14 protein-coding genes are annotated in these 14,728 nt (G+C 40.7%); 8 read left to right on the top strand and 6 right to left on the bottom strand.

Annotation, left to right across the window (positions count from 1 at the left end; translation table 11 throughout):
* Nucleotides 1-882: 882 nt before the first annotated feature.
* Both ACTS60_RS23170 and ACTS60_RS23165 read left to right on the top strand, forming a co-directional pair.
* Nucleotides 883-1,959 (top strand): replication initiation protein, encoded by a 1,077-nt coding sequence (locus ACTS60_RS23170; RefSeq protein ID WP_440890178.1) that lies wholly within the window; start codon nucleotides 883-885, stop codon nucleotides 1,957-1,959.
* A 606-nt stretch (nucleotides 1,960-2,565) separates the two neighbouring features.
* The gene (locus ACTS60_RS23165; RefSeq protein ID WP_440890177.1) at nucleotides 2,566-3,189 is read left to right on the top strand and encodes a recombinase family protein; all 624 of its coding nucleotides are present in this window, start codon (nucleotides 2,566-2,568) and stop codon (nucleotides 3,187-3,189) included.
* Here ACTS60_RS23165 and ACTS60_RS23160 read toward each other — a convergent pair.
* Together ACTS60_RS23160 and ACTS60_RS23155 are read right to left on the bottom strand one after the other, a co-directional pair.
* Nucleotides 3,164-3,466, bottom strand: coding sequence for a type II toxin-antitoxin system RelE/ParE family toxin (locus ACTS60_RS23160; RefSeq protein WP_010647375.1), 303 nt, complete (start codon nucleotides 3,464-3,466; stop codon nucleotides 3,164-3,166). The two genes, ACTS60_RS23165 and ACTS60_RS23160, sit on opposite strands and share 26 nt — an antisense overlap.
* Nucleotides 3,466-3,726: a type II toxin-antitoxin system Phd/YefM family antitoxin gene (locus ACTS60_RS23155; protein ID WP_061010279.1), complete on the bottom strand. Its 261-nt coding sequence runs from the start codon at nucleotides 3,724-3,726 to the stop codon at nucleotides 3,466-3,468. The genes ACTS60_RS23160 and ACTS60_RS23155 overlap by 1 nt, the downstream gene beginning before the upstream one ends.
* A 209-nt stretch (nucleotides 3,727-3,935) precedes the next feature.
* On the opposite strand from ACTS60_RS23155, the gene ACTS60_RS23150 reads away from it, so the two are divergent.
* From ACTS60_RS23150 to ACTS60_RS23135, 4 genes are all read left to right on the top strand, one after another.
* On the top strand, nucleotides 3,936-4,484 hold the full coding sequence (locus ACTS60_RS23150) for a recombinase family protein (RefSeq protein ID WP_440890176.1): 549 nt from the start codon (nucleotides 3,936-3,938) through the stop codon (nucleotides 4,482-4,484).
* Between the two features lie 14 nt (nucleotides 4,485-4,498).
* The gene (locus ACTS60_RS23145) at nucleotides 4,499-5,548 is read left to right on the top strand and encodes a DUF6157 family protein (protein ID WP_440890175.1); all 1,050 of its coding nucleotides are present in this window, start codon (nucleotides 4,499-4,501) and stop codon (nucleotides 5,546-5,548) included.
* A 24-nt stretch (nucleotides 5,549-5,572) separates the two neighbouring features.
* Complete coding sequence (locus ACTS60_RS23140; RefSeq protein ID WP_440890174.1) at nucleotides 5,573-6,028, top strand: hypothetical protein; 456 nt, start codon at nucleotides 5,573-5,575, stop codon at nucleotides 6,026-6,028.
* 163 nt (nucleotides 6,029-6,191) lie between these two features.
* Entirely contained in the window at nucleotides 6,192-6,560 is a 369-nt protein-coding gene (locus ACTS60_RS23135; protein ID WP_440890173.1) for a DUF3085 domain-containing protein, read from the top strand.
* A gap of 647 nt (nucleotides 6,561-7,207) precedes the next feature.
* Here the strand turns inward: ACTS60_RS23135 and ACTS60_RS23130 are convergent.
* Nucleotides 7,208-8,980, bottom strand: a complete 1,773-nt coding sequence (locus tag ACTS60_RS23130) for a hypothetical protein (RefSeq protein WP_440890172.1) — start codon at nucleotides 8,978-8,980, stop codon at nucleotides 7,208-7,210.
* A 1,384-nt stretch (nucleotides 8,981-10,364) separates the two neighbouring features.
* Between ACTS60_RS23130 and ACTS60_RS23125 the strand changes: the two genes are divergently transcribed.
* Complete coding sequence (locus tag ACTS60_RS23125; protein WP_440890171.1) at nucleotides 10,365-11,333, top strand: LPD25 domain-containing protein; 969 nt, start codon at nucleotides 10,365-10,367, stop codon at nucleotides 11,331-11,333.
* A 54-nt stretch (nucleotides 11,334-11,387) separates the two neighbouring features.
* The gene (locus ACTS60_RS23120) at nucleotides 11,388-11,594 is read left to right on the top strand and encodes a hypothetical protein (protein WP_440890170.1); all 207 of its coding nucleotides are present in this window, start codon (nucleotides 11,388-11,390) and stop codon (nucleotides 11,592-11,594) included.
* Nucleotides 11,595-11,625: 31 nt separating this feature from the next.
* On the opposite strand, the gene ACTS60_RS23115 is transcribed toward ACTS60_RS23120, so the two are convergent.
* The 3 genes from ACTS60_RS23115 to ACTS60_RS23105 all read right to left on the bottom strand — a co-directional run.
* Complete coding sequence (locus ACTS60_RS23115; protein WP_440890169.1) at nucleotides 11,626-12,573, bottom strand: hypothetical protein; 948 nt, start codon at nucleotides 12,571-12,573, stop codon at nucleotides 11,626-11,628.
* Nucleotides 12,570-13,703: an AAA family ATPase gene (locus ACTS60_RS23110; protein ID WP_440890168.1), complete on the bottom strand. Its 1,134-nt coding sequence runs from the start codon at nucleotides 13,701-13,703 to the stop codon at nucleotides 12,570-12,572. Before ACTS60_RS23110 ends, ACTS60_RS23115 begins: the two co-directional genes overlap by 4 nt.
* Nucleotides 13,700-14,728: GmrSD restriction endonuclease domain-containing protein (locus ACTS60_RS23105; protein WP_440890167.1), on the bottom strand; the 1,029-nt coding region annotated here is incomplete at its 5' end. The genes ACTS60_RS23110 and ACTS60_RS23105, both read right to left, overlap by 4 nt.

Here is a 14,728-nt window from a genome sequence, read left to right as displayed (position 1 = left end):
AATAGCTTGCGTGCGACCCATAATGAAAATGTAACTACGTTGTTTATCGTCTCAAAAGTAATCCAGTTTAGATGGGGGGTAGGGGGGCAAGGCTCCGCTGTTAAATTCGCGCAGTGCAGAAAATTTTTAGCCGAAGGTAAGGGGTAAACAATCGATTACAGAACATGATGAAAGATTACTGTATAGGGTGAGTGACATTAACGACCGTATTTTTCGCGCACAAAGGGTCTATGACGGGGCTGGGTGATGCCATGTTAAAGCGTTAACATCAACCCTGCTTTCCATCAAAGATAAATAGTATGTTGGTTCTTCTTCGTGATGTTTTATCAGGTGCGCACTTTCTGTGACAGATTAGTTAGGGCTGGGCCTAGTCACACGGCTCGCCACACCGCTGCAGGTCGAGGCGTTACTCTCTCCCGTTTCCTGTTCTGGTTTGTGTAACGACTTAACCAACCTAACAGACAGGCATATCACCATAAAACCTGTTTATTGATTGTTCATACCACACCATTGATCAATCACGTCCCCCGTAGACGACATCACGTTGTCACTTACTCTTTTTGCAACCAAGCAAGCTTGATTCCCTCCCACTTATTTCACGTCGCTGGCGTTTTTCATCTGCAACGACAGAGGGAGTAAGTTCCTCAGCTTTAAAGCTTCTCGTTGGCAATCCTCCTAAAAAATTCAAACGCAAGAAGGTATAACGAGATTTGAACGTGCTACAGATTCAGAAGAGAGTATCCGATCAAGGTTTTGATCTTTGGCCATGATGATCATATCAATTACACACCACATTAATGACATCATTTAGGTAATTAGACTTCCACTACACCTAAAATATGTCATAATTACCTAGATTATGTTATTTAAAGGAATCGTGGTATGAGTGATGAAGAGTACTTTTACCCAGTCGTAAGTGATAACTTACCGAAACATATAAAGAAAGGTCATCAACTGGTATTTAGTCGCCAGGATCTCTCTGCTCGAGAAGCAGATATGTTTGCATTGATGATCGCACACATGAAAGCGAACGACTGGGAGCGCAGTACACCTCATTATGAGTTCACGTCACATCAGCTATCTGAGTGGTTAGGTGTAGAGTCTAAGCATATCGGGAGTAATTTAAGCCCAGTAGCCAACCGTCTTGCGAGCCGAAAAATCGGTATAAAAATAGAGACCGGCAAAGGGGATATTGAATTCGACTACCGTCCGCTTTTCAAACACATAGCATACAAAAATGGCACCTTGACTATGGTACCTAATGACATGCTCAAATCTGAGTACATCGAGTACAATCAGGGCTTTGCACTCATTAACACTCGCAATTTCTTTGATGTAAAAAAAGAGTATTCGAAACGCCTATATGAATTGCTCAGCCGATTTAAAGACAAAGGCTTTGAAATGCATCAACAGAAGCTTGATGAGTTGAAAGGGGTCTTTGGATTACTCGATGAGGCCGGCAAACTCAAGAAAGACAAAAGCTCATTCAAAAATAACAGTGTGTTCATGAAACGCTGTATCCGTGAGAGCATCAAAGAGCTCACGGAGCACCCTCAAATCCGCAAAGAGCTGCTGTTCTTGGAAGGAGAAAACGGAGAGAAGGGTTTTGAGGTCATTAAAAAAGGTCGAACCATTACCGGTATCAAGTTCCTGTTCCGCTGGGTAAAACTTGGCACGATTGAAGAGCTAAACCAACACGATGCGTTAAAAACAATTCGAGAGCTCGAGCTAAAACGCCTACAAGACAAGATAAAGCTGACAGAGGCTGAGCTTGAAGCGTTGGCCATTGCTTACCGCTATATCGGCAAAGAGCAGCATGCTCTGAAGGTAGAAGAAAGTCTCTCTAAGCGACACTTAAACCGAGAGCCAGAAGTTGATAACGGCCATCAAAGCGAGGTGGACTCGCTCCTCGATAAAATCGATACCTTATCTGAGATTAGTGATAACCCTGATTACTAGATGACAAATATTAGGTGAGACAATCCCATTACTGACAAAAATCAGGTCTCCCACTGTTATAAATGACACATTTTAGGTGTTTTCGATGATGTAAGACCTAAAATGTGTCGCATTAGAAGATACCTAATCAAGATCACTGTGAATAAAGGGCGGAGATACCTGATATTCGTTATTTTAGCCTGTAACCTACCTAAAATATGTCATCTATAAACCTTAAATACGATCATCAACACCTAAATTGTGTCAGGCTTCCACCTAGCAGATGATCATTAAGACCTAAAAAAAGATCATTAACACCTAAATAGTGTTATCTATACACCTAAATAGTGATCATAAAGAGCAATTAAGTTCTTTTTATTCAATAACTTAAAACACCTATAGATCTTATAGTTCTCATAGTGTTTATAGTTTTAAATAGAAGATATAGATCTTTATAGCTAATGTGGATAACTGGAAAATCAAAGATTTACACAGTTACCCTCATTAGAAACAGTTTCATTTCTTTCTTTTTATTCTTTTCTAACTGTCACAATCTAGGTGATCAGTGTCAAAAATTAGGTTAGAGCTTGCTATAAGTACTTCATCATTTAGATGAGGATTTGATCAATGCCACAATACGCCTACCTTCGAGTTTCTTCAGATAGCCAAGATATAGCAAACCAGAAACATGGTATCTACGAGTATTGCAATCGTGTCGGAATAGTTAACTTATGCTTTATCGAAGATGTCGTTACAGGCAAGAAGAAATGGCATGAACGTAAACTTGGTGAACTTATTGAAGGAATGGAGGTTGGTGACAAACTGATCTTTGCGGAGGTCAGTCGAATTGCGCGTTCTACACTTCAGGTCCTTGAAGTGCTTGAGGTATGCATGGCCAAGGGCATTGATGTCTACATTGCTAAACAGAACATGCAGCTAGATGGTTCCATGCAAGCAAAAATCACCGCAACGGTACTTGGTCTCGCAGCAGAGATAGAACGAGAGTTTATTTCGATGAGAACTAAAGAGGCTTTAGCTGCAAGAAAAAAAGCCGGTGTTGCTCTTGGTAGACCTAAAGGTGAGGCAGAAAAACTTAAGCTCGATCCTAAAAGAGATCAAATTGAAAAATATCTAGGCATGGGGCTTGGGATTCGTCCTACAGCAAAGCTTATTGATGAAGCCCCGAGTACATTACGAGATTACATCAAACGTAGAGGCTTAAGAGCTATAACTGTCGCTGAAAGTGCTTAGCCGGTGACATGTTACGCCCTAGGACAGCGGCAATAACAATATGGTCCGGTTTCCTGATGTAATAGATGACATGATGTTTTAATGGAAAGCGGCAGTAACCGGTTCCTAGTTCCGGCATGTCAATGCCAATCAACTCATTGCTAGCTAACAACGCCATTGATTGTTTTAACTCTCCAAAATAGTTGGTCCACTGTGCGCCTCCCCAGTTTTCAAGCGTATAACGGCGAATAGCGATTAGGTCCGTTTGGGCTGCGGGAGAAAGTTTGTATCGTGTCATTAGTCAAACTTGCCTGAATCTAACTCGTTCATGAAGGTCTCACCATCCACCAAATCTCCATTCATGATGTCTCGTTCCGCTTGTTCAAAACGTGATTTAACCATCGCCATCTTCAAGGCTTCTAGTTCCTCGTATTCTTCACATGACATGACAACTGCTACAGGGGAACCATTCTTGCTGATTTGTACTGGCTCTCGCTGTACTTTCATCAGTAAGTCACCAAATTTAGTTTTTGCTGTGTTTGCGGTTAATGATTGCATTGTGTGCTCCTTTTTTGTTCATTATAAACGAATCGTTCGATTCATACGAATCATTTGAAGCGAATGAAATGGAACACTGTTCAGAAAGGTGTACTTTAAGGACGCTCCAGCGTGAGCCAGTTAAAAGCGTTCAAAATCTCCAATTGATTAATAGTGAACATGACCATTATAGTTACTGGAACTAACTGAACACTTTTAAGGTTTCCTTCATGCTTATTGGCTATGCGCGGGTCAGCTCCAGCGATCAATCTCTCGATGTCCAAGTCGAACAGCTGACATTACTCGGCTGTGAAAAAATTTTCCAAGAAAACGCCAGCGGAAAAAGTACGGAACGTGACCAGTTAAACGCCATGCTCGAGTTTTCTCGTGAGGGCGACACCATTTACGTGATGAAAGTAGATCGTTTGGCCCGTAATACCATTGACGCATTGCAAATAGCCGATGCATTGGCGAAAAAAGGTGCTGGCTTGGTTTTTCACGATCTCGGCAATGTCGATATTAATAGCGATGTTGGCCGCGTCATCTATACCACGATTTCCGCGTTCGCAGAGATGGAAAGAAAACGTATTTTACAGCGCTGTAATGAGGGTAGGGAGCGCGCCAGAGCCGAAGGGAGGCACCTCGGCCGATTTCCTAATAAGACCTTACATTCACGCATACAGGAGCTTGCAGAACAGGGAATGAACAAGCACGCGATCAGTAAAGAGCTGGGGTGCAGCCGCACGACGGTGTATAAGGTGTTGAATAATAATACATAGGTTTGCTAGGTAAAATGAAAGAAGAATTAATATTAATGTCGCAAGATACGATCGCGACACAATCAGAAATGCCTCCAGAAAGTGATGCCATAACGCGTATCGTCTATGAAGTCTTAACAGAGCACCCATATAGGTTCACTGAACCAGAACTACACCGCGAAGTTCACTATGAACGCAGAGGAATGCGTCATCTTAAAATTGGCTCTTACAGTATCAAGCGCTCGAATCTTTTGAAAAAGTACGGTTGGGGAATTCATAAAGACTCAGACGGAAGACTTGCCCTTGTTGCCTCGGATACTGATAAATATGTTCGATTATCTCAAACGGTCAAAACATCACATGGGTATCGAAACAAATCAAATAGTGATGTTAGTACAGCCGAATCAGGAAATGTCACTTGGAGCGAAGAAGAGCTGAGAGCTTCGGTTGCTGCTTATTTAGATATGAAAGCCCGTTGCGATGGTGAGGAACGCATCAATAAAAAAGAATATTATCGTCAACTTTCTAGTCAATTTGGTCGAACAGAAAAAGCTTTCGAATACCGCATGCAGAACATCTCTTATGTTTTCTCTCTTCTCGAGCGTGACTGGGTTCCGGGGTTAAAACCGGCGAAAAACGTGGGGAAAAATACCGCACTGCTTATTGAGAAATTCATTGCTGAGATCGAATGTCGTGATGTTGATGAACGGGTAGAGTTTGAACTCGATGTTCAAAAGCATCAAAGCGATCCTAATCAAGAAAAGCCCGCGGGCGATGCTGAACCGAAAAGTACTACATCAACGAGCGTTGTATATAAACGCTCTCCAGAGGTTAAAGCATGGGTATTAAAAAGAGCCAAAGGACGTTGTGAGCTTTGTGATTCAGAGGCGTTATTCAAAAAGGCAAATGGCGAGCCTTACTTGGAAGTCCATCACGTGAAGCGTTTGTCACTTGGTGGTTCTGATACAGTCGAAAACTGTGTTGCGCTATGTGCTAACTGTCATAGGCGCTTGCATTATAGCCAGGACAAAGCAGAGCAGGTTCAGGTGCTATATAAAAAAGTGTCTGAATTGGTTGTGGAATAACTCTTACTTCACCGAGTGAACTAAATGAAAAAATCATTACTTTTCTTATTCTTCGCTACAACTAGTGCGTTTGCAGGCTTTGATGGTTGGCAAAGTAGTGTTCATGAACGAATCACTATGCATGAGCATTACACAACAAATTACGATACCAAGTTTGTGCTTGGTTGCGGACTGAGCAAGGGTAACCGTTTTCTAACGTTAAGCGTTGTAAATAATGAGCCATTCAAAGCTCGTGGTGTTTTGTCTTTCAATGTCTCTGTTGATGGTAATGATACGTATGCGCTTAAATCGGGCATATGGCCAGATGATTCAAAAACCTATGTAAGAAACCCTCCTCAAGCGTTATTGCAAGAGATAAAAAACGGCAATATTGCAGACATAGAGATTTACAAAGGAACGGAGCTTATCTTTAAAAATGTCTATTCTCTGAAAGGTTCCGGGGAAGCATTGAATAATATTTATCAAAAGTGCGCTTTATAGCCATACACGACCTACTAGTATGTGCGAGGATATGAGCGGTTTATAAAGTGTTGAAGATGTGATTAGAGTGTGTATGGCTGTGGCAAATTTACACACGTAAACGCACTGGTGATATGCATTCGTGGTATTATCAATGCGTTAATATTCATTGTGAGATAGAGTTATGGGTATAGCCCGATTTTCTGTAAAAGACCTTTGTGACAAGGTTTTCGCTGAGTACAAACTACAACCTCGCCACTCAAGTGGCTCTAATCCTGATGCTGAAGTTTTTATTGTCCACAATCAAGGACTATATTGCATGGCAGATTGTAAGCATGAGCTATCTGATCGAGAGGCAAGCCGTGTTTATGCTGCGGGATGCAATCCAAATGAAGATGAGCATTGGTTACAGGCTTCTCGTGAGCTTGCCGGCGGCGATGACTTCTGTCTGGCAATCCCTCCGGTATGGCTTGAAGCTGCAATCGTCAATGAACAAGAGTATCTAGAACTCACCATTAGTTCTGACGCGATAGAACTTGTTAGAACGAATTAAAAGTGGCCTTGCTAACCATTCCAGTCCATTCTGGCCACAACCTACCCGTTGTCACAAAAAAGCATGTCATGGCCTAAGCGCGTGCCACTGCGTGACACAGGCCATCACATAAATGTCACAACGAGCAGGGCGGCACAGCCTGGTCTTCCATAGCAAGGCCGCTTAAAAGATCTATTACCAACCCCCATCCCCCAAGCTTGGGGGTATGTGCGTCAATTCAACATAATGTGGAATAATGCAAAATTGCACGTGCCTAACGCCAGCAAGCTGTCGGGCACTGAGCAACTTCAAGCATTATTGGACATTATGTGTAAATTGCCGCCACCGCACTGAAAAGCGTGCTCTAAGGTAGCCAGCAAAGCTGGCGCAGTTTATCTGCCTTGCCCAAACAGACGGGCAAAGCAGGGCAATGGTGACGCATCAAAACACAAACAACGTGTTTCCATACGGATACGTTCATCGCTTTCTATGATTCATCACTTGCGGTACGTTTGTTGTTGCCCGTGTCGGTCAATCCATAAAAGGCGCAAGCTATTTTATGGTGTACCACCACATCCCCCGCCCACCCAATGCTGCGCCCCGTTCTTTGTTTATTGCAAGACTCGTATGCTCTTTGGTTTTTGTGTTTAATTAGGCTTTAGCATCCGTCATTTAAAGGCGCAGCGGTGGTCGTGTCGTGGTGCCACTATTCTGTCAACTACATAGTTGCGCGCAAGCCTTTGTGCTCTTTCTCGGTTAATAAATTCGTCCGGATCTTTAGACGGTGGTAGCAAGTCGAGAAATTCGCTTTTAATAGGGTTATCACTATCGAACACTATCCATGACGCTTCCGTAATTCCATTTTCCATGGGAAATGACGTTATATGACCAAGGACTACAGCGGGTTTAGGTGCACACTTTAACTGCATTTCAACTAATTTTTTTAGTGCAATTTCGTTATAGCTAACTTCATCTCTTAAACTTTCTTTCAGTTCATTAAATTTAATGTTTGTATGTTTTTTTATTTCATATAAATCATTTATTGATGGGAGTCCACTCGCAGGTGCTAAGATAGATATATAGTTTCCATCACTTTCCATTGTTATCTCTCTTATCCTTTCCATATCATCAAAAATTTCTCTTGGAGTCATTCTTTCTAAATAGCATGATACTTTCTCAGAAATTTTTGAGTGAAATTCAATGTCATGCTCATTGTTATCTATGTAATAAGATTTATTCCTTATTGCCCATATAGCGGCGGATTCCAATGCTTTGTAATGAGTACTGCAATATTCATTCATATTTATTATATCTTCAACGCAGAATCGCATATTGATGATTTTTTTATTTTTATCTACTAGATTGTGTAAGGAGTTCCTTATCGAAGTTCTATGAGAACCTGTCGAGCCAATTCTCTTTGCTACTAATATTGGCTTTTTAATTGATAAAACTCTTTTAAAAACATCGTAGATAATATTAGAAAAATTTTTAAGCTGAATATTTGCTAGGTTGGTGTAACTTTCTGGTTTACTAGTTCTATAAATGTCTTTTAGTATCGCTTTTGAAAATATAATAGAAGAATCTTTTGCTAACTTAAGATCAGGCTCGCTTAAGTTTAATGGACTTAAGTCTTTGTAACTACTATCTATTATTTTTATAATATTGCTGTTTTCTAATGTATTAATATTGTTGCTTTTTGTGAAGTCATTATACTTTCTTAAAAGTGTAATGCTGAGTTCCTCTTCTACCGGGGGTCTCTTAAATACATCATTTCTTAATAATTTATAACCCCTGCCTTCTCTTACTTCTTCGCTTATTACTCTCGTGTATCCAGAGTGAATTAAATCTAGGTTTTTTAATACGCCTCTCTCTATCTCACTTCTTTGGAATAGTATGTTGCAAAATATTTCTTTAATCCAAGCACTTAGTAGTTGAATATGATCAAATTCATCTTTTTTGTTTGTTGGCTCATGATGGCTTGTGAATAGTTCTATTTCAGAATATCGCTCATCACCGCCTTTTGAATAAACATCCAACCCCATTGGTAAAGTTTTTTGAAGTTTAAAAAGCAAGTATGTCATTTTAAAAGCATCTTCAAAATATTGACTATTTTGCCAATAGCTTAAACTTTTCTTTGTTAGGGTAGTGATCTTTTTGTTTATGGTTTTAATGGTATTTTCGTACTCACTTTCTCCACTTTGGTTATCAAAAAGGTTTTCACAAGCTTGTTTTAAACCCGGCAAATTTAGTTCTACGTTAGGTGAACCTGGTAAGGGTTTAAAAAGAAAATCATATGGAGAGTATTTGGATAACTTTTCTCTAGAGAGTTTTGCTAACTTAAGCTCATAAGGCAGATAGTGATGTTCAATGGTACTTACTGGAATGTATATACCTTGATGTTTGGCTAGTAAGGACCGTTGTCTTTCTTCTTTTGTTGTCATTATCCATTTTTTTCCATTCTAGAATTAGAGCCTTTATTTTAAAGTGTAAACACATCTGAAAAATAGAAGTAGATTGAATTAATTAATCAATTTCTTCTTTAAAGTTTCATTATGTGCTTATCGATTTTTTAACCTAACTAGATGGTATAAGTTATGAGTATTTACTTGTTTAACATGATTTCTACAATTCGAGCTCCTCAGCACATTGACCCATATAACTCAGCCTTAAATAGTAGAGAGGTGTATCCATATCTGACGAATACGGATCAAAACGTCATTGATGAATGTGTTGCCTACATAGAAAGGTTACCTCTGACTAAAGAAGGAAGGCTTTATTCCCAAGACAGAAAAAAACTGATGAATTTCAATGTTGATGTAGCGGAGTTTTACAGTTCCGACCCCCAATATCAGGATAAAGTGTACATCGAAGTTACCATATCGACTTCAGAAGATAATGCGATGCCTGATTGTTACGACTACCATAAGTTGGTTGTTGAAAGGTTTTTCTACAATTAAATTTAATTGCTTAAGTTACTGAGTGTTGGCTCTGCTGTTGTGTAAGGTATCTCAGATTTTAGGGATATATTATTTCAAATTTTTGTTCATTCAAGTCAAGCTCAACCAGCTCGTTTAGCTTGGCTTTGTTAACCCAGCAGTTGGGCGTAAGCTTGTTAGTAATTGCTAAAATCGATCACGATTATTGTGTTCGGTTATGTGAAAAAGCGTCAATGACTTTAGTTTAACTTAGCTGTAGTTACCGCTTCTTTACTCTCTATAAGATTGAATCAAGATGGAAGGGGTTACTGGTCTTTGTACTGGCGTGGCGAAAAACTTGTTTTGACTACCACTCCGCTACCATTCGCTAGTAGCTGCTGGCTATGAATAAGGGGGATAATGGGTAGTATTGAAAGTAATAAAAAAGTAAATGCATTTAAAAACTAGCATAAAAGGATTTATACACAATAGGGGGCATTTTAGGTTGAAATAAAAAGATCAGGTGAACATTGTAGCCGTAGCCGGGAACCATGCTTTATTTCGCGTACCTCTTCACTCGTCCCTCTCTCAATCGGTGGCTCAACCAAGCCAACAAAAAATACAAACAGCGTATTTCCCATTGTCTTGGCCCTACGGGTCACAATCAGGGCTATGGGGTTCGCGCTGCCAGCCAAGTGCAGTCTGACCTTGGCTAAGTGCTGTGCAATCTGGTCCCTGTGTTGATTTTCCCTCGTGCGTTTTGCGCCAACTTCTTAACCTTTAAAACCTCAGAACCTGCCCGTAAAAAGTGAAATGGACGCTACGCGCTTTTGACGGGCAGAACCATGAGGTTTTGAAGGGAAGTTAGGCGAAAACGACGGTGAAAATTCAATCAAACAAGGAGCGTATCATGTCACATTCCCTTTCTTCCCAAGTTCACAGCACTAAGGCTGCCTACGCGAGCAACGTATCTCCGTTGCATCACTCAGGCTCTACAACAGTGAAAGTCGCGCCGCGTTCGGTGTTGGTGAATTGGTCGGAATCCTCTCGCTTGAATGAGGGGGAGGAATTCCCATTCGATATTTTTGAGGCTATCGCGTTAAAAGCGGCGTTAGATAACCCGCTTGGTGGTTACGATAAAACAGACATTACGGTGAATTTTGATAATGGCCATCAGCACCGTTGCCGCGTCGATCTGGGTTGCGGTGGTAATGAGTGTGGGTTTGCGGATCACTGTTTTCGTGTGCTTGAGTACGCTCTATCGCTTGAGAAAAGTGAACCGTCGCATTGGTACTTTACTCACGCCCAGGGGCGCGAGCTGCTCGCACTGCTTAAAACGTATCAGTTAAATCGGCATACGGTGGCGTTGTCTCGATCTCAGGTGTTAGCGCGCACCCGTTTAGCAAAAGCCCAACAAGATGCCGAGGAACAGGCCAAGGCTGAGCAAAGAAAAGCAGCGCATCAACAGCGAGTAGAACGAGAGAAGGCGTTTCAAGCGTCGCTTTCAATTCCGGATTGGGCGCAAGGTGCCATTGTGGCAACGTACACAGTGTTTGATGAGGATAATAGCGATCCTTATGCCGATGATTATCGATTCAAGACGGAAAAAACAATTGTTCTTGCCTGGTCTAAACATACGCGCCGGTTGTTCCCAGAGCTACGCAAGGCGTGCTTAAACCATGAGGATACGGCGTTTTTAGCGGATAAAACGCAAAGTAGTGAGCACCGAGAAAACTACTCAATGGGTGCCGGTACCTATCTCACGAATAAAGATTTTATTCGTTGTGGTTGGTCGGTGCGTAAAGTGCGCTTTTGGCGTGAGGACAGCAAAGCGGTGTACATTCCATTGGGTGAACTTGCTCAAGCAGTACAAGCATAACTGTGCGGGGCTAACGGCCCGCACAACCATTGCAAATCATATGGAGGTGTGACAATGTCACAAGACAGTCGCTTCACTATCGATGCTCGCTTAGTCCACTTGTTCGAAAAGTTAGCCGCATTAAACCCGCTCGTTGGCCAAATGGTGGCTGCGTTGAATGTTGTGCTTGACGAGAATGGCGAGAAGATCGTGACAAGCGAGGACTTTGAACTGTTTTTAGAACAGGTTGAGGAATGGGAATTAGAAAAGGCGTCATTGTGACGCCTTTCTCATCCCGGTGCTGAAACTAGGGCTATAAGTGTTTACCCATATGAGCAAGCTTGAGTTGTTTACGCTCATATTCATTATAGGATTTAAGGCCGAAGTATATTCGCACAGGGTTCCCTCTACCACGAGGAATGGGCTGTCCATTATCCTTGATATCAATCTTTAAGTGATACTCACAGTTGATTGTTTCATCTCCTTGTGGAGTGACTAAACTCGGCTTTTTAAAAACAGTTGGGACCTTATTATTGCCTTGGCGCGAGCAACCTAATTGCTGTCCTAACTGATGGGTTAAGTGCGAAATAATATTTAGATCAGCTTGGTTCTGATTGGCGTCAGTTGATATGGAGTGATAGGACTGATTTAAGGTGTTCAAGCCATGTGATAACAGCTGTTTATAATCTGTGTATGTACCGATTTGAATCGTATTTAGCGTATTTTCAAGGTTGGGGTGAAAATCAAGATATTCATAATTCATCTTTGACCATGATATAAACTCTTCCGCATTAGCGTGATTATTTGCAATAAACTTTGAGTTAAGGGAGAGCGTGTTACTCCACGATTCCGTATGTAGCTCTGGCGCTACAGTGGGCCACCTGTATGTCTTACTGAGAACAAATGAATAATGGCGTGGTAGGGTTGGTTGCTGATTATTGATGACAGCAATCATACCCTCAGTATTATTGCTGTTATCCACGTAAGGAAGTACAACGTCACTCATTTCCTTGAACGCTAACAAATAGAAATCCCAATTGTTATCGACAATATCTAACAACTTGTCATCCAATGAATCGCCTACATTTCCATATTCAAAAAAGTCAGTTGGACAATTTATTCCAACATTTTTTGAGCGTTTATAGAACTCTAGCGAGTCGGCTAAAGTTCTGGCTATGTTTTCAATATCGTCGTATGTATTTGTTGTGGAGAGATTATCAACGCTGTGACGTGTGAGATATACTTTAGCAACATCAGTCATCGTTGTCTCCCTAAGTCAGTAACTTCTTCCCCTTTCATCAGTGTTTTAAGATCGTACGCTTGTTGATCAAAAAAGCCTTCAGGCCAAGAAGATAACTCACCGTTACGACCTATTGTTATTTCATCAACAGAGCTCTCGGAGTTAAGAACACCGGACACATAGAATACTTTAAAGTTGTCACCCACATAATCGTCATCCAAACGTGCGCCAACTCGGATTCCATTGAGAAGATGATCACTATGAGTCTCAATAATTACTTGAATACCAGCTAAGGCAGCTCGTGCAATTAAACGACCTATGTAACTTTGCCCCCGAGGGTGCAGGTGTGCTTCCGGGTTCTCTATTACTACAAGTCCCCCAGGTTTCGTAAGTAACAAAGAACAGACGATGCCTAATGAATAGCTTAATCCGAATCCCATGTTTACAGGATTAGTTTTTCTTGAACCATAAGCTTGAAACTGCGCGTGACTAATTTCTGCATTTTTTACTGTATCAGATTCAAAATTGAACCCTGGGGATATTTCAGCCATCCAGTTAATGATGTTGCGTCGAACTGAAAGGCCTTCATCATCCTTCAAGATCCTCTTGTCGCCAGATGCAAGACGTTCACCGTTGTTTGTTAAATCTGTTAAAATCTCGTAAGCATGTTCACCCTTAGCTCCCAACCAGTAACGAATAGATTGAGCATGGCTGTTTTCAAGATATGCTCGAGGTCCAAGTCGCTCAGCTTGTAGAAACTGAAATCCTTTCTCTACAAAATAATGATGCGATAAATCTGAAGCTTCAGACTCCATATTCTTATTGAGTAGATGATTTTTTAGACTGGCTTGCTCTGTCAGGTCGTCAAAGCCCCAAGAGCATTTACTATTATCGACATATAGAGCGATATTTAGGCTATTGTCGTCTGTTTCCGCGTGTGCTGAATAGATATCACGAACAGAGCCAAGCTCTACTAAGCTATCATTTAGTAGCACTTTATCACTAAACTTACTTTGAAATGGAATTGCAAGAGCCTGAATTGCTGTACTTTTACCAACCGAGTTATTACCGCAAAAAACCGTCAAGCTTCCTAGCTCAAATTCACGGTATTTGTAGCACTTAAAGTTATGCAGTTCTATTTTATTAATCATTGTCTTTCCAACCTAGCCAAAGGTTTTATATCAATATTACAACCAGTAGTTTTTGTTAATATGTTTGAAATAGCTTCAAATCGATAATTTATAGTTACTTTCTTACCTGTTGAGTTAGATAGTGCATAGTACAGTCCCCTATCAGAGTTAACATAAGCGGGACTTTTCCATACAGCGTATTCTCGAGAATCATTGTTTATAGCTGAATATAAGCAATCGATAAATGCTGATTTGTTCTTTTTAATCATCTCTTTTTGCTCTTCGCTAGTATTTGCGAATAGTGTAACTAGCACTTCAAATAGAGGTTTACTAATAGGATCTTTTTTCTGAGCGTTTAAGACTTTTTTAAACGCATTCTTTCCAAATAACTCATGATTAAATTTAATACTAGACTCAAATTGAGACGTAAGTGATATGATAATCGGAGAGTCTGACTTGTAGTCTACTTGCCCGTTTTCATGCTCGACTTTTTCAAAGTCTTGGTGGTTAATCCAATTCATTGCTTGGGATAAGAAATCGTCATATTTAGATGCTTTAAATTCTTCATATCCAAAAATAATAAAAGCAAGAGCACTTAAACATAGTTCTAAGTCTTTCTGCCTTTTTGGGTTCACTGTATTGTTTGTTGAAGCTATAAACGTCTGACTTGAAGCTAAAAACTTGAGATAGAAAACACTGCTACCAAAGTTGATTGCTGAACGTATTTCTTGATCGCTTAGCTTAACGCCATAAGTGTTGATACGGTGAAATAGTTCTATGATAAAACGGTTTACACTGCCGTTATTTTTATCGTCTTCTTCCATGTCAATGACATAGGCCGTAACTTCAAACTCCGTGATTGCACGAGTGAACTTACGATCAAATTCGGTAAAGAGCTTTCCATCTGCTTCAATGACAGGAGAATCTTTATCTAACTTCAATGAGAAGCGTCCCATCATGAAGTCCTGGACCGTTGTGATTCGCTGCAAACCATCAATAACTACCCAGTTATCATTTTTGCGCTCACCAAAGTAAAATATGGGAAG

It is taken from the genome of Vibrio sp. WZ-1 (assembly GCF_052037695.1).
GTDB lineage: Bacteria > Pseudomonadota > Gammaproteobacteria > Enterobacterales > Vibrionaceae > Vibrio.
The sequence above is the reverse complement of the archived record's forward strand: the minus strand, read 5'-3'. Positions and strand labels throughout refer to the sequence as shown.